Annotated in this window: 12 protein-coding genes; 8 read left to right on the plus strand and 4 right to left on the minus strand. The window is 40.5% G+C overall.

The features are described from left to right. The first annotated feature begins 36 nt into the window (after positions 1-36). The gene (gene hrpB / locus QQK05_RS02110) at positions 37-2,565 is read left to right on the plus strand and encodes an ATP-dependent helicase HrpB (protein WP_284295720.1); all 2,529 of its coding nucleotides are present in this window, start codon (positions 37-39) and stop codon (positions 2,563-2,565) included. A 53-nt stretch (positions 2,566-2,618) separates the two neighbouring features. Further along, positions 2,619-5,003 (plus strand): penicillin-binding protein 1B, encoded by a 2,385-nt coding sequence (mrcB, locus tag QQK05_RS02115; protein ID WP_284295721.1) that lies wholly within the window; start codon positions 2,619-2,621, stop codon positions 5,001-5,003. 65 nt (positions 5,004-5,068) lie between these two features. On the opposite strand, the gene hemL is transcribed toward mrcB, so the two are convergent. Beyond that, positions 5,069-6,349, minus strand: coding sequence for a glutamate-1-semialdehyde 2,1-aminomutase (hemL, locus tag QQK05_RS02120; protein ID WP_284295722.1), 1,281 nt, complete (start codon positions 6,347-6,349; stop codon positions 5,069-5,071). 13 nt (positions 6,350-6,362) lie between these two features. Then, positions 6,363-7,370 (minus strand): aspartate carbamoyltransferase, encoded by a 1,008-nt coding sequence (locus tag QQK05_RS02125; protein WP_284295723.1) that lies wholly within the window; start codon positions 7,368-7,370, stop codon positions 6,363-6,365. 180 nt (positions 7,371-7,550) lie between these two features. Here QQK05_RS02125 and QQK05_RS02130 point away from each other — a divergent pair, with 180 nt between their 5' ends. The 3 genes from QQK05_RS02130 (at position 7,551) to QQK05_RS02140 (ending at position 10,549) form a co-directional block, all read left to right on the plus strand. Then, a complete protein-coding gene (locus QQK05_RS02130) occupies positions 7,551-8,417 on the plus strand; it encodes a type 2 periplasmic-binding domain-containing protein (protein WP_284295724.1) in 867 nt (288 codons plus the stop codon). Between the two features lie 105 nt (positions 8,418-8,522). Then, positions 8,523-9,749, plus strand: a complete 1,227-nt coding sequence (locus QQK05_RS02135; protein WP_284295725.1) for a M48 family metalloprotease — start codon at positions 8,523-8,525, stop codon at positions 9,747-9,749. Positions 9,750-9,754: 5 nt separating this feature from the next. After that, positions 9,755-10,549, plus strand: a complete 795-nt coding sequence (locus tag QQK05_RS02140) for a hypothetical protein (RefSeq protein ID WP_284295726.1) — start codon at positions 9,755-9,757, stop codon at positions 10,547-10,549. A 56-nt stretch (positions 10,550-10,605) separates the two neighbouring features. On the opposite strand, the gene hemJ is transcribed toward QQK05_RS02140, so the two are convergent. Both hemJ and QQK05_RS02150 read right to left on the minus strand, forming a co-directional pair. Beyond that, positions 10,606-11,040 carry a protoporphyrinogen oxidase HemJ gene (gene hemJ, locus QQK05_RS02145; RefSeq protein ID WP_284295727.1) on the minus strand — a complete coding sequence of 145 codons (435 nt, stop codon included), beginning with the start codon at positions 11,038-11,040 and terminating at the stop codon, positions 10,606-10,608. Further along, positions 11,040-12,725 (minus strand): chloride channel protein, encoded by a 1,686-nt coding sequence (locus tag QQK05_RS02150; protein WP_284295728.1) that lies wholly within the window; start codon positions 12,723-12,725, stop codon positions 11,040-11,042. The genes hemJ and QQK05_RS02150 overlap by 1 nt, the downstream gene beginning before the upstream one ends. A 59-nt stretch (positions 12,726-12,784) precedes the next feature. On the opposite strand from QQK05_RS02150, the gene QQK05_RS02155 reads away from it, so the two are divergent. From QQK05_RS02155 to QQK05_RS02165, 3 genes are all read left to right on the plus strand, one after another. Beyond that, the gene (locus QQK05_RS02155; RefSeq protein ID WP_284295729.1) at positions 12,785-13,513 is read left to right on the plus strand and encodes a DUF6776 family protein; all 729 of its coding nucleotides are present in this window, start codon (positions 12,785-12,787) and stop codon (positions 13,511-13,513) included. 110 nt (positions 13,514-13,623) lie between these two features. After that, positions 13,624-13,965 (plus strand): iron-sulfur cluster insertion protein ErpA, encoded by a 342-nt coding sequence (gene erpA / locus QQK05_RS02160; RefSeq protein WP_284295730.1) that lies wholly within the window; start codon positions 13,624-13,626, stop codon positions 13,963-13,965. A gap of 189 nt (positions 13,966-14,154) precedes the next feature. After that, positions 14,155-15,246, plus strand: a complete 1,092-nt coding sequence (locus QQK05_RS02165) for an efflux RND transporter periplasmic adaptor subunit (protein ID WP_284295731.1) — start codon at positions 14,155-14,157, stop codon at positions 15,244-15,246. Position 15,247: the final 1 nt, after the last annotated feature.

A 15,247-nucleotide genomic window follows, 5' to 3' on the forward strand; every position in this document is an offset into this window, starting at 1 on the left:
TAAAGTTTTCGATGTGTTTGTAAGTTTTGATAGACTATGCCAGCACCTAAAATGAGGCAAGCTGTGTTTCCAATTGAATCTATAAAATCTCAAGTACTTTCGAGCATTAAACATCATTCGTTAACGCTTCTCGTAGCACCACCTGGTGCAGGTAAATCGACGGTTTTACCCCTTTGGCTTTTGGACGAAGGCATGCCAGGTAAAGTTTTGCTTTTGCAACCGCGCAGAGTTGCGGCCAAAAACATCGCACTCTATTTGTCAAAACAGTTGGGTGAACCTGTAGGAAAGCGTGTTGGGTATCGTTTGAGAAATGATACGAAAGTATCGAAAGACACCAAGCTTGAAGTCATTACCGAAGGGGTTCTTATACGAATGATGCAGTCGGACCCTGAGCTGTCTGATGTTAGCTGTATTCTGTTCGACGAATTTCATGAGCGCTCTGCTCAAGCTGATTTTGCATTTGCGTTAGTTCGCGATATTCAATCAGGATTGCGTGATGACCTCAATGTGATGTTGATGTCGGCAACGTTAGCCAGTGATGCAATTACTCAGCGTTTACCTGATGCAAATTTGCTAGTCAGTGAAGGAAAAATGTTTGAGGTTGAAATTGATTATCAGCCCAATGCTCGTCAGCTTCATTGGCGTGAACACGTTGTCAGTTGTACGTTACGCGCGATTGAACACCATCAAGGAACTACCCTTGTCTTTTTACCTGGCCGGGCTGACATTGAGCAAGTCGCTCAACAAATAATGGACAAACAAGCGGATCATCATGTCAGTTTGTTGTTTGGTGATATGCCGCTGGCTGAACAACAAAAAGCGTTAGTTGCCGCGCCAAAAAATACAGCAAAAGTTGTGCTTGCGACTAATATTGCGGAAACCAGTTTGACGATAGACGGTGTTAATTTGGTGATTGACTCCGGTTTTGAGAAACAAGCTGTATTTGAGCAAAATACACAAACAAATCGCTTACAACTGTCCAAAATCAGCCAAGCTTCCGCCATTCAGCGAGCAGGCCGTGCGGGGCGACTAATGCCGGGGAAGTGCATTAGACTTTACAGTCAAAGTGATTTTGAACGAATGGCCAAGCATGCTCCTTTAGCCATTTCACAAACAGATCTCATCCCGCTGGTACTTGAAGCAACTAGGTGGGGCGTCTCCTCACTAGAGCAACTCCCATTGTTAACTCAGCCTAAAGCGTTTATTGAAAAGCAAGCATGGCAGTCGCTGGTTCAACTAACGCTGTGCGATAAACAACATAAGCTTACTAAACATGGTGAGCAATGTGCGATGCTGCCCTGTCATCCAAGATTTGCCCACATGATAGAGAAAGCCAATGAGGCGGAATCAAATGGTCAGGATGGTTTAACACTATTAGCTTGTATTGTGGCATCAATGCTTGAACAAAAAGATATTTTTGATCAAAGACAATCTATCTGTAACGTAAGTCTTGCACACCGTATTGATCATTTGGTGCATCAAGGTGAGCAACGCTATTCATTTATTTTTAAGCAGATCAGCCAACTTTTCTCACCCTATAAAAAACAGTGTAGTGGTAACTTTTCACATTTACCTATGTCCTTGCTAGGTGTTTTGGTTAGCTGGGCTTATCCGGAACGTATAGCAAAAGCACGCAATAAAAGCGGGAGTTTTGTCTCCATTTATAATAAGGGGTATGAGCTGGCGGAAGAGGATGTGCTTTGTGATGAATCCTTCATCGTGGTTGCACAACTAAGTCAATATGAGCAAAAACTTACTGTACGTATTGCTTGCCCTATTTCGGTTGAGCAAATTAAGCAATGGCAGTTAGCTCCAATAACGCAAAAGCTTGTGTGTTTATTCGAAAAAGACAAAGATAAAATTACTGCCAATGACTGTGAACTATTTGGCGAGCTGGTGGTTAACCGATCATCAAAAACACAAGCATTGAGTGAAGAAAGTGTTGCAGATCTATGGCGAACGCAACTCGAAGAAAATGGTTTAAATTGGTTAGATTGGTCAGTTGATGCGACTCAGCTTCGCCTTCGTTGGCAGTGGTTATCAAAATATCAGCCGCACCTGTCATTACCCGTGCTCGATGATGCAATGTTATTAGCAGAACTTGATACGTGGTTATTACCCAGTGCCGCGTCTTGTTACAGCAAAAAAGCATTAAACAAACTCAAGCTTGAAGAGTTGTTACTCCATTTACTCGATTATCAGCAGCAACAAACGCTTCATCAATGTGCACCAACCCACTATGTTGGCCCAACAGGTCGACGTTGTCGAATTACCTATGATATGGAAAATCCTCCTAAGGTTTCTCTGCCCATGCAAGAAATTTATGGTTTGGCACAATCACCACAAATTGGTGATGTCACCATCGGTAAAGGTGTTGATCTCGTCTTGGAGTTAATGTCGCCTGCGAATCGCCCGATTCAAATTACAAGTGATTTAGCGCAGTTTTGGGCGGGTAGTTATAAAGCCGTGCAAAAAGACATGAAAGCTCAGTATCCAAAGCATTATTGGCCTGATGATCCTGCAAATGCGCAACCAACAAATAAAACTAAGCGATTTATGTCGTAGAGTTCAACTTGGCTATCGAGTAACATAACCAAAAACATAAATTTTGATTATTAATGGCTTCACAAAATTCGAAAAAGAAATCCACCGCACCTGTTCGCGCTAAAAAAAACAATGAAGTAGAAGTCTCACCAAATAAATGGTGGGGCAAAAAAGGTGTTTATTTCTTATTGAAGCTCTTTGTTATCGCGGTAATTTGTCTCGCATTTTATTGTATTTATTTAGATGCAAAAGTTCGCGATAAGTTTGAAGGGCAACGTTGGCAAGTACCGATTCAAGTTTACGGTAAAACGCCTGTTTTTTCGTTGAACGATCGGGTATCGGTGACACAAATTACTACATTACTTAAGCTAAGTAATTATCAAAAAGTCACTAAAGTCAGCCAACCTGGTCAGTATGCGAGTTCCAGTAATCGCGTGATTGTTTATCGTCGTGAAATTGCTTCCCATATTGCCAAAGTGACAACAGAGCCACTCAAAATAACGATAGATATTGTCAAAGGTAAAGTCACGGATATTTTCCACGGTAATATACCGGCAGATATTGCTGTTTTAGAACCTTTTCTGATTGACAGAATTGTACCTAAAAGTAATGAAGATCGTGTCATTACACCATTACAGGACATTCCTGAGCAGCTTATCGATACACTACTATTAGTTGAAGATAGAGATTTTTATTTCCATAAAGGGATTTCTCCTCTAGGGATATTAAGGGCGTTGTATACCAATATTGTTGCCGGAAGGACGGTACAAGGTGGTTCTACACTCACTCAGCAGTTGGTAAAAAATATGTATCTGACTCGAGATAAGACTATCTGGAGAAAAGTAAATGAAGCGCTTATGTCACTGATACTTGAGTATCGTTACAGTAAAGACCAACTGCTTGAAGCTTACATGAATGAGGTTTATTTAGGCCAACACTATGCAAATGGTATTTATGGTTTTGGTTTAGCGTCAGACTTCTATTTTGGTAAATCGATTAACCAGTTAACGGCCAGTCAAATGGCGTTGATTGTTGGCCAAGTAAAAGGGCCAAGTTATTACGATCCATGGCGTTATCCTGAACGTGCATTAAATCGTCGTAACCTAGTTCTCAAATTGATGTTTCAAGCGCACATTATTGAAAACGAAGAATATCAATTTGCGATAAACAGTGACCTGAGTGTGCGAAAATCACGTCGTATCAGCAAGCAAAAATATCCTGATTACCTTCAGTTAGTTAAACAGGAATTACGTGATGTATTACCTGAAGATGCCTTGCAAATGGGGATTAAAGTTTTTACTGGCTTCGATGTGATAGCTCAGCAACATCTCAGTCAAACAATGGACAACGGTCTCAAAAAATTAGAAAAAGAGCGTTCACAAACTGACTTGCAAGCAGCGATGATTGTCACTGATTATCGCAGTGGTGCTATTGTCGCACTTTCTGGCGGTAAGTCACTTGGCTATGCTGGTTTTAACCGAGCGCTTTCTGCAAAGCGTCAAATAGGCTCGCTAATAAAACCTGTTATTTTCGCGGCTGCCTTGGAGCGTTATCAGCAGTATAACTATGGCACCTTGTTAGCAGATAAACCCCTTGTCCTCGTTAGTGATAGTGGACAAGAGTGGCGTCCGAAAAATTATGATGGCAAGTTTAGAGAGAAGGTTAGTTTGTATGATGCGTTAATCTACTCGCTAAATATTCCATCGGTTAACCTAGGTATGACACTCGGCTTAGAGAATGTAGCCGATGCTTTATATTCTTTTGGATACCCCGCGAGCGAATTGGAATTAAGGCCGTCAATGTTGTTAGGTGCGATTAATATGACACCTTATGATATCAACCAAGTCTATGTCACATTTGCAACCAAAGGGGTTTATCGACCAACCTACGCGGTTAAGCATGTTGTTTCCAATCTTGGTGAAACACTCTACCAGCATCAATCGGATGAGGCGGTCATTCTCTCTTCACAAGCTGGGCAACTCGTTGATTATGGTTTGCAAGGTGTCACTAAAAAGGGTAGTGCACGCTCACTTACTTGGCGAGTCAAGGGGGCAAACATTGCTGGTAAAACAGGCACGACAAATGATCAACGTGATACATGGTTTGTTGGCTACGATAACCGGTATTTGGTCACAACTTGGGTGGGTAAAGATGATAACCAGCCTACTAACTTAACGGGTAGTAGTGGTGCACTTGTGTTATTCAGTGACTTTATAAAAAAAGTAGGTGTGATGAGCCTACCTAGCCAGTATCGAGACGATGTTGATTATGCTTGGTTTGATAATGAAGATGGTTCTATTTTGGGGCAAGAGTGCAAAAATAGTACTAAGCACTTAGCTTTTAGCGACAGTGCGGATAATGGCTTAACGTGCAGAAAAACCGAGCAAACGGCAAAAGAAGACAAGCCCAAGAAAAAGTCGTGGTTTGAGCGTTTGTTTGGGAAAAAATATGGCGAGTAATGCGTCTTTAAAGGCATAAAAAAAGGTCAGCTAATAGAGCTGACCTTTTTTATTTCAGTGTGCAGTTATAACTTTGCGAAACAGCGGTCTGCTGCAGCAAGAGTAGCATCAATTTCTTCGTCACTATGAGCCGTAGATAAGAAGCTTGCTTCGAATGCTGATGGTGCAAGGTATACACCTTCATCAAGCATTAGGTGGAAGAAGCGCTTGAATTTCTCAGCGTCACATTCTGTTGCTTGCTGGTAAGTCGTTACTGTTTCTTCGTTGGTGAAGAAGAAACCAAACATAGCGCCGGCGTAGTTAATGCTCAATGAGATTCCATTTCTTTCAGCTGCTGCTTTAAAGCCCATTGCTAGCTTTTCTGTCGCTGCAGAAAGTTGTTTATGCTTGTCGCCCGTAGAAAGTTCATTTAATGAGGCTAAACCAGCTGCCATTGCAATTGGGTTACCGGAAAGTGTACCCGCTTGATAAACAGGACCAACAGGCGCTATATAATCCATGATTTCAGCTTTACCACCAAAAGCGCCTACAGGCATCCCGCCACCAATAACCTTACCTAAGGTTGTTAAGTCAGGTTTTACATTGTAAAACGCTTGAGCACCACCAAGGGCTACTCGGAATCCTGTCATGACTTCATCAAAAATTAATACGCTGCCATATTCATCACAAACATCGCGTAAACCTTCTAAGAATCCTTCAACAGGAGGGATACAGTTCATGTTCCCAGCCACTGGCTCAACAATAATACAAGCGATTTGATCACCTAAATCAGCAAAAATTTGTTTTACTTCTTCTAGGTTGTTAAAGCTCACGGTGAGTGTATGTTGAGCAAATGATTCTGGAATACCTGGTGAGCTTGGTACGCCTAACGTTAGTGCACCAGAACCTGCTTTAACGAGCAAAGAGTCAGCATGGCCATGGTAGCAGCCTTCAAACTTTAAGATTTTGTCACGGCCCGTGTAACCGCGAGCAAGGCGGATTGCAGACATTGTCGCTTCAGTACCGGAACTTACCATACGCAGTTTTTCCATTGAAGGCACAAGTTCTCTGACCTTTTCAGCCATGGTAATTTCTAATGCTGTTGGAGCACCAAAACTAAGGCCGTTTTGTGCTGTTTCAATTACAGCATCTTTAATCGCAGGGTGGTTGTGACCCAAAATCATTGGGCCCCAAGAGCCAACATAGTCGATATACTTTTTGCCATCAGCATCAAAAATATAAGCGCCGTCAGCTTTTTCGATAAAACATGGTTCACCACCTACGCCATTAAATGCGCGAACAGGTGAGTTCACACCACCAGGAATAATATGTTTTGCAGATTCAAATAATTCTGAAGATTTTTGCATAATATGTCGCTTATTACTTATTTGTGTGCCAAGTGATTGGCTTTTCGTATTGAGTTAGTTTGTCTTCAACGCCCAACGTTAGGGCGAATAATGCCATTCTAACTAAAACACCATTTTGTGCCTGGCGGAAAATTGCTAAATTTTGTAAATCATTCAAGTCAGTATCTAATTCATTCGCTTCAGGGCGAGAATCACGCGGTAATGGGTGCATAATAACTGTATGATCTTGGCAGTACTGCTGGTAAATCTTCTTATTTAGACTGAAGTGGCCGCGGTATTTATCAGCTTCTTCTAAAGAGCTGAATCGCTCCTGTTGAATACGTGTTTGATAAATGACATCACAACCCAAATTACCTTCTATTTTGTCAGTAACTGTTACTTTGTGGCCTGCATTTTCAAGCGTTGAAATGATGCCATCTGGCATCTGCAACGCATCAGGCGCAATCATTGTTACGTGAACATTGTTATACAAGCTCAGTAATTTAGACAATGAATGTACGGTTCTACCGTGTTTAAGATCACCCATAAGCGCGATATTTAAGTTATCAATGCCGCGCTGGTGGGATGACATTTCTGACTGGATCGTGAATAAATCGAGTAACGCTTGTGTAGGGTGCTCGTTTGCTCCATCGCCACCATTAATTACAGGGACACTCGAACCTTCGGCAAATTCAGAGACAGAGTGCATTTTGGGATGACGCATCGCAATAACATCTGAATAGCCACTAATGACTTGAGCCGTGTCATAAAGCGACTCACCTTTTGATAACGAAGAGTTTTCTTCGCCAACCGTTTCTCTAACAAAACCGCCTAGTAGATTAAATGCCGTTCCAAAGCTTACTCGAGTGCGAGTACTTGGTTCAAAGAAAAGGTTATTAAGAATTGCACCTTCTAATACGTGACATCTTTTTTGCCTAGCAGCATAAGGAATCATTGCATTAGAAACTTGAAGAATTTTTTCGATTGCCTCACGGTCAAACTGCGAGACAGATAAGATATGACTACCTTGAAATTTCATCATTGTATAACGCCGTCAAAAGTCGTTTAAATCGGCTCACGCTAAGCATAGTGCTAGGTGAAAATTGCGGCGAAATATAGCATAAAAAAGCAATCTTGAGAATGGTCAACAGTGGAAAGCGTTGAATATTGATTTTCGTCTATACTATGGAGTACAGGTCAATGATTTTTTAAAGGAAACATTGTGCGCTACATTTTTACCGTCGTTCTTCTTGTAACGTTTAGCTTTCATGCGCACGCCAATGAAAAAGATTTGATTCGTTATAATATTTCGAAAAACTTCCCAGATCCAAAACAGGCCTACTATATTGATTTGCTGCGGCTTGCACTAGATAAATCAAAAGATATTTACGGCGATTACGAGCTATCGCCTGTGGTCTTTGAAATGCCGCAAGGTAGAACATCAATTATTGTGCAACTTGATCAAGGAATTGATGTGACTTGGCGTGTTTCGAGCCATGAACTTGAACAACGGCTTCAAGCGATTTATGTGCCTTTATTAAAAGGTATGATGGGTCATAGAATTTTCATTATCAATAAGGAAGATCAGCATAAGTTTCACACCGATATGTCACTCGAAGATTTGAGAAAGTTATTAGCAGGTCAAGGCTATGACTGGCCCGACAGTACAATTTTACAGCATAACGGTGTGAATGTGGTCGAAGGCGGTGCCGCCAATTTACTCACGATGCTGGAACGTAAACGATTTGACTATTTTCCCCGCGCGCTTCATGAACCTTGGACTGAAATCGATGATAAACCGCAGTTTGTTGTCGAGCAAAATATTTTGATTCGCTACCCTGCGCCTTTCTATTTTTTTGTCAATAAAAACAATACCAAGTTATATAACCGAATTGCCGATGGATTGGATATTGCAATTAAGGATGGGTCATTTGAAAAAGTTTTCTCGACCCATCCGATTACGAAAGAGGTGATGAAAGCAGCGGCTATTCACGGTAGAAAAGTGTTTATTTTTACCAATCCTATTTTGTCAGAAAAGTCATTGTCACTGCTTAGAGAGCCAAAATATTGGATTAGTTTAAGTCGATAAAATAAACACTAGTGATGCAAAGGAAGCCCTGTTATTATGTTGCGAAGCTGTTAATTTAGCTTGTAATGTGATTAAAAAATAATAACAAATGAATTAGGGATAATTATGCGTGTTTTAGCTTTTTTGCTACCGCTTTTTTTGCTTGGCTGTGGCAGTACCATCAGTAAACGTGATGTTCAATCACTGACTAATCGACCAGATAACTTTACCATTTCAGAAGAAGAGCAAAGCCTAATCGCTCGTTCGAACAAGTTGCATCATGATTTAGTTCAACAAGGGCTCATCGTGCGCAACAAAAACGCCAATGAATACATTGCTCACATGGCGAGGAAGATTGAGCCAGAATTTGATGCCCATATCGACATCTCTTACTACATCTTACGTGACGCTTCTCTCAATGCCTTTGCGTTACCAAATGGTAATATTTACTTTAACGCAGGCTTGATTAATCGCCTCGCCTCAGAAGATGAGTTAGCGTTGGTTATGGCTCATGAAATAGCTCATGTTGTTGAACGACATGGTTTGATTAAGCTTATTGACCGAAAACAAACAATAGTGAGTTCTCATGTGATGGACTTGATGTTCATGGGAACAGGGTTAATTTATTTTGCGACACTCAGTGAGTTGTCTTCTTTTAGTCGAAAGACGGAAGAGGAAGCCGATGAGCTGGCGATTGAATATCTTGTAAATACCGACTATGACTTATCAAAAAGCGTCGATGCATTTGAAAAACTTGTCTTAGAAAAACATGGAAAAGACTTACGTTCTTTATGGAGTTCTCACCCCGATATTAGTGCTCGACTCAAAGCAGGAAAAGAGAAAATCGCTGAGATAAATTGGCAATCAAATGCTAAAACAGATCACCCTGATTATGAAGCGTTTCGCTCATCGTTGACCGAGTTAGTGATTAAATCAAGGTTACGTAATAAGCAATTCGAATTGGCTGAGGACTTGGTTAACCGGGAGTTAGCTTCGCAACCAAACAATGCGCTGCTTTATTATTATTTAGGTGAGGCCAATCGCTTAAAAGCATCAGAAACTAGAGCCTATGCAAAAGAGTTTGCTTGGTTATATGACGATGATTTTGACGATAAGTTAGTCGCTAAATTAGATGAAAGTGACGAAGAATACATTGCTAAATCTAAATCATATTTTGAAAAAGCAGCAGAACTTAATCGCGCATTTAGTCTGCCTTATAAGGGGTTGGGACTATTAGCAGTTGATCAACAAAATAATCAAGCAGCGAAAAGTTATTTTCAACAATATCTCTCATATAGTGACGTTAAAGATCGTCGCTATATCAACTCATTACTTAATAATTTAGAAGGATAAAAAGTATGCGTTTAACGCTAAAAAAAATGTTGGTTGTGTTTACTATGCTTGTCGTTACAGGCTGTGCACAAACAACTGTGCGCCATCATCAGGACTTTGAATCGGTTGCGCGTAATGTTCAATCTGTTGTGTTATTGCCAGCACAAGTAGAAATTGAACAGATTAATTTCGATGGCGATAATACGCCACTTGATGAGAAATCGACATTAATCCGCACACAAATTGAAGAAATTGCTCGTGTAAAGCTTAAGAATGAATCGTTAGACGTTATTGAATTTGATTTTGCAAAGGCGATTGAAGAAGATGAAGAATTTGCTTACGCAATTACACAAGCAAAAGAGGCATGGGAAGCAGCTAAAGCTGAGCTTTACGAGAAAGGTTTAGTTTCAGAAAAAGAAAAAGCGAACTTCCAAGCGAGCTTAGGTAGTGCGTTGAATATTATTGCTGACAAAACAGGTGCAGACTCTGCTTTGTTAATTCAATACTCGGGCTATGAAAAATCGAGTGGCATGATTGCAAAAGATGTTGCTTCAAGTGTTTTAGTAGGTGTGTTGACTTTAGGGGCGGTTGTACCTATTCAAGCGACTGAAGGTGCTTTTATTGACGTAGCGTTAGTAGATGCAAACAGCGGCAAGGTGATTTGGGCCAACCGAAAAGGTGGCGCTACTGCTGATGCAACACCTGCTCAAATCGTGTTTGGTGAATTGCCTGACTTAACGTGGAAAAGTGAGTTAACAAATCAGCCAATTTCAGAAGCTGAAGTTGAAGAGACAGCACCAAGCGCTCCTTCAACCAAGTAAATAAGAATAAAAAAAGCCCGGTCATGTGACCGGGCTTTTTCACGCTTGAAATCCGATTAAAACGTTGGTTTTAGGTAAACTAATATGATGACTGCAAATAAAATGAGCACGGGAATTTCGTTAAAGATTCTATAAAAGCGACCTGAACGAGTATTTTTGTCTTCGGCAAAGGTTTTTAGCAGTTTGAAACAATATAGATGGTAAATTACCAGAAAAATAACCAGTGTTAACTTTATGTGTAACCAATGACTTGCGGCGAACCATGCCATACCGTAGTAATGGATTAATGCCAATCCAAGCACAATCGTTAAAATGCCAAACGGTGTGATGAAATATAACAGTCGACGCTCCATGCCTTTTAAATGATTAGCGACATCTTTATTGTCAGTTTCTGCGTGATTGACGAACAATCTAGGCAAATAAAAAATGCCGGCAAACCACGCGACCATAAAAATTACATGAAACGCTTTAAGCCATAGTAGAGTTGTCATTAATTGAGTTTTCCTTCGTGTAAGTAATTGCGAATTTGTTCAAAGCTGATCATGCCAACAATATTCGTCTTATCTTGCTGATAAATATATACACCGCCACAACGCTCAGTTTTCAGCGCTAGGTATGCCTCTGCTAGTGTATCTTGAGATGATATGGGTTTTAATTGATAACTATCAATTTTACTCACGTTATTTTTCAAAATATGCTGATGCCAGAAAAAGCATTGTTCACCATTTTCATCTTGTTCTTCACTGATCACATAACTGTCGAGATCTGTTGTTAGTGCCTCTTGCTTGGCTGACTCTTTATCAGTATTCAATACGGTAAAGGTTTCTTGCATCACGCCAATAACCCCAATACGTTGTAGCGAGGTTTCCAATGGCGTTTTTCTGTACGGTAGGTTTTGAATATTTAGCTGCATGATAAAGATAGAGCGATTATTAAAGAGTTGCCCGGATACTAAGCATGCAGTGGTAATCACGATCATTGCTGGTACTACAACTTCAAGCTGATTTGATAGCTCAACAACCGCCAACAATGCCGCTAATGGTGCATTCAATGTTGCTGCCATAAAACCGGCCATGCCCATTAATGCCATGTCGTTCGCAACATTTGGTGCGTCAATAAGTGGACTAATAAGGGTCGATGTGGCAATACCGGTTAGTGCACCTATTGCGAGGATGGGTCCTATCATTCCTCCAGGAATACCCAAACCTATTGCAAACAAAGTCATTAGGATCTTTGCACACAGTAAGTAGGTAATAATTTTCCACTGAGCACCGATATCCAAGCTCAGCACTGTTGCAACTTCTGAGTGCAGTGGGTCAATCGCAATCGGCGCAAATAAAGCAAACAACCCAGTTATTACTGCCGCAACGCCTAAACGAGTGACGATTGACCAGCGTTTGAATTTATCGAGGATGTAAATAAGTGCGTGGTTGAAAGCGGAAGCCAACGCTCCTAAAAGAATACCTAAAACAACGAGGTATGGATAAATGGTGTTTTCTAACGATAAGGTTGTAAAAAACTCAAACTCATTAACGGGCCCATATACACCACTTGTCACCATTGAGCCTATGATAGAAGCCAACATGATAGGAATAAAAATATGAATCTTGTATTCCCTTAGTATCACTTCCATGACAAACATTACGGCAGCAATTGGCGTATTAAACGTTGCAGCGATCGCCGCCGCTATGCCACTGGCACATAATGTTCGAATACTATTATTAGGTAAATTGAGCTTGTTACCAACATAGCTTGCACCGGCGGCGCCAATATGGACAGCTGGCCCTTCGCGTCCAACGGAAAAACCTGATGCTAATGCGACTGCACCACCCCAAAATTGGTTCAGCGTATTGCGAAAAGGAATAACACCATAGGCAATTTTCAATCGATGTAAAACAAAAGGGATACCTGTACGGATATATTGGTAACCCGTAAGCCAAGACATCGCGAGTATCAGGGAGACACCTGCTATCGGGATTAAAAAACGACTTAGCGTATCAAAACTGGTATACTGGCCAACTTGATACTTAAATAATTGCTCTAAACCATCTATCGTTAGAGTGAATAAAATAATTAAAAGCGCAGCAAATAAACCTCCGAAAATCGCTAGCAAACATAATTGCCATGAAGTTTGAGGTAAAGCTAAACGTTTTTTAAATGCGCTTACTGTATTCATCAGGGTATAGTAATGCCTTGTTGTTGGCATAAAGAAGTTAAATACATAATACGTTAATAATGAATTGGTTAGCAAAAATAAATCTTAGTGTTGTGGTTGATAGGTTAGGACCATTTCGTTCAGCGATGTTACTTATATCGCTTATCGCTATTAGTTTTTTTAGCGGTTATCGCATTGGCAACTACTACAATAATTACCAAGTGAAAACCATTGAAAATCAAACGCTTCGTTTGAATAATTTGTATCAAATTCAACAAGAGCAGGCCTCTAGGATAAATACTTTATCGGTGGAGTTAGAGGTCGAAAAACTGGCAAGTGAACGTGCGGCTAAAGCACTAAAACTTCTGCAAGCTGAGCATTATGCTGTTAAAAAGGAGTTGGCTTTTTATGAAAAAGTTATGGCCCCTGAAAAACAGGCAGATGGCTTAGTCATTGATAACGTTATAATTACACCAACACAAAGTGATAATCATTATCGCTATCAGGTGACCTTGGTTCAGCAGCAAGCAAATAAGCGTTATGCTAAAGGTTATATTGAGCTTTCATTAAAAGGCAGTAAATCAAATAAGCCAGGCGAATTGAATGTCGCGACTTTAGGTGATATCGACAAAAAGCAGCGTTCATTTAGTCTGCAGTATTTCCAGATTTTAGAAGGTGAATTTACGCTGCCTGAAGATTTTATGCCTGAACAATTAGATTTAACTGTGATTTTGCCAAAAGGAAAATGGCAAAAGTATCATCGAATCGATCAAAACTATACTTGGCAGGAAATTACACCTGCAGAGTAATCATTCATCTTGAGTTGTAAAAAGTTACAGCTTATAACGACAAATACTTGATTAAATTAGTCAGGTTTAAGATAATTCGCACCCATTGAAAAAGAGATGTAAGAAAGCAGATGTCAGCGACTGAATTACCGATAAAATTTACTGATGCAGCAGCTAATAAAGTATTAGCGTTAATCACTGAAGAAGAGAACCCTGATCTTAAGTTGCGCGTTTACGTGACTGGTGGGGGCTGTTCAGGTTTTTCTTATGGTTTTACTTTTGACGAGAAAGTAAATGATGGCGATATGACAGTCGAAAAGTCGGGAGTAACGCTTGTTGTTGATCCGATGAGCTTACAGTACTTAGTTGGCGGTGAAGTCGATTACATTGAAGGATTAGAGGGTAGCCGTTTCTTAGTGAATAATCCTAACGCAACAACGACTTGTGGTTGTGGTTCTTCGTTCTCTGTATAAATTATTAAGTAATTCAATATATTAAAAACCAGCCTCGTGCTGGTTTTTTTGTTTTTCAGGGTTGATATGTACGATAAAAATATCCTGCAACATTTTTCTCTCCTATCTTTAATGAACTTACGTATAATCAACTCACTATTTACAGTTACAATAAAAGTGTAAACATAAACCCAATTTTGAGGAGTGAATATGAGTGGTTTAACTCGAAGTCGACAATGGTTAGATAAGCGACCTTACGTGCTTGCGGCTTTGATAGTACTCATTTTGATTGTTTGGATGTTATCGGGAAGTGAGCAGGACTCACAAACCAGCGAACAATCTGAACAGACGGTGACGGAAGTAACGCCAAAAGTTAAGGTTCAGCGCTTTGACGCACAAATGGTCGATAATACGGTGGAGCTTTATGGGCGAACTGAACCTGATCGCGTTACCACAATCAAAGCAGAAGTAGCCGGAAAAATTTTGAAGGTACACGCCAAGCGTGGCGCATTTGTTGAAAAAGGTCAGGTTATTGCGACAATTGATATTCGTGATTTAAAAAGCCAGCTGGCTCGCGCTAAAGCGTTGTTAGCACAGCGAGAGTTAAATTATGAAGGCGTTGAGTCATTACATCAAGAAGGTTATCAGGGCAAAGTACAGCTAAGTACTGCGACGGCGGAACTTGAAGATGTGAAGTCACAAATCAAAACGTTAGAAATTGCCATTGCTAATACGCAAGTTGTTGCACCATTTGATGGAGTTTTAAATACCCGTTACGTAGAGCAAGGCGATTATGTGAAAGTGGGCGATCAAATCGCCATGCTTGCAGACTTACAGCCAATTGTTGTGACAGGGTACGCAACAGAACACCAAATTAGTAAATTAAAGGTAGGGCAGGCAGCAAATATTGACTTGTTAAATCATGCTGCCACGACAGGGGAAATTCGATATATCGCCAGTGTCGCGGATGAAAAAACCAATACATTTAAAGTCGAAGTTGCCGTTAATAATGAAGATGGACAGTGGCGTGCTGGACAGTCTGGAACGTTAAATATCGCATTGAATAAAACACCTGCAATAAAAGTTTCTCCAGCATTATTAGCTCTTGATGAGCAAGGAAATATTGGCATCAAGATGGTCGATAACAACCAAGTTATTTTTACTGAGATTGACATTGTTAAGAGTGAAAATGATGGTATTTGGCTCGGTGGCTTAGGCAACAGTGCTGATATCATTGTGCTTGGTCAAGGCTTTGTTCGAGATGGCGATAAAGTCGATCCTGTAATGGCTGAAGGTGAGTAAG

This window comes from Thalassotalea loyana (genome assembly GCF_030161435.1).
GTDB lineage: Bacteria > Pseudomonadota > Gammaproteobacteria > Enterobacterales > Alteromonadaceae > Thalassotalea_G > Thalassotalea_G loyana.

What these genes read in the sequence shown, in the direction of transcription:
- hrpB (WP_284295720.1), top strand. Translation starts at nt 37, where the DNA reads ATGCCAGCACCTAAAATGAGGCAAGCTGTGTTTCCAATTGAATCTATA.
- mrcB (WP_284295721.1), top strand. Translation starts at nt 2,619, where the DNA reads ATGGCTTCACAAAATTCGAAAAAGAAATCCACCGCACCTGTTCGCGCT.
- QQK05_RS02150 (WP_284295728.1), bottom strand. Translation starts at nt 12,725, where the DNA reads ATGAATACAGTAAGCGCATTTAAAAAACGTTTAGCTTTACCTCAAACT.
- hemJ (WP_284295727.1), bottom strand. Translation starts at nt 11,040, where the DNA reads ATGACAACTCTACTATGGCTTAAAGCGTTTCATGTAATTTTTATGGTC.
- QQK05_RS02155 (WP_284295729.1), top strand. Translation starts at nt 12,785, where the DNA reads ATGAATTGGTTAGCAAAAATAAATCTTAGTGTTGTGGTTGATAGGTTA.
- QQK05_RS02125 (WP_284295723.1), bottom strand. Translation starts at nt 7,370, where the DNA reads ATGATGAAATTTCAAGGTAGTCATATCTTATCTGTCTCGCAGTTTGAC.
- hemL (WP_284295722.1), bottom strand. Translation starts at nt 6,349, where the DNA reads ATGCAAAAATCTTCAGAATTATTTGAATCTGCAAAACATATTATTCCT.
- QQK05_RS02135 (WP_284295725.1), top strand. Translation starts at nt 8,523, where the DNA reads ATGCGTGTTTTAGCTTTTTTGCTACCGCTTTTTTTGCTTGGCTGTGGC.
- QQK05_RS02140 (WP_284295726.1), top strand. Translation starts at nt 9,755, where the DNA reads ATGCGTTTAACGCTAAAAAAAATGTTGGTTGTGTTTACTATGCTTGTC.
- QQK05_RS02165 (WP_284295731.1), top strand. Translation starts at nt 14,155, where the DNA reads ATGAGTGGTTTAACTCGAAGTCGACAATGGTTAGATAAGCGACCTTAC.
- erpA (WP_284295730.1), top strand. Translation starts at nt 13,624, where the DNA reads ATGTCAGCGACTGAATTACCGATAAAATTTACTGATGCAGCAGCTAAT.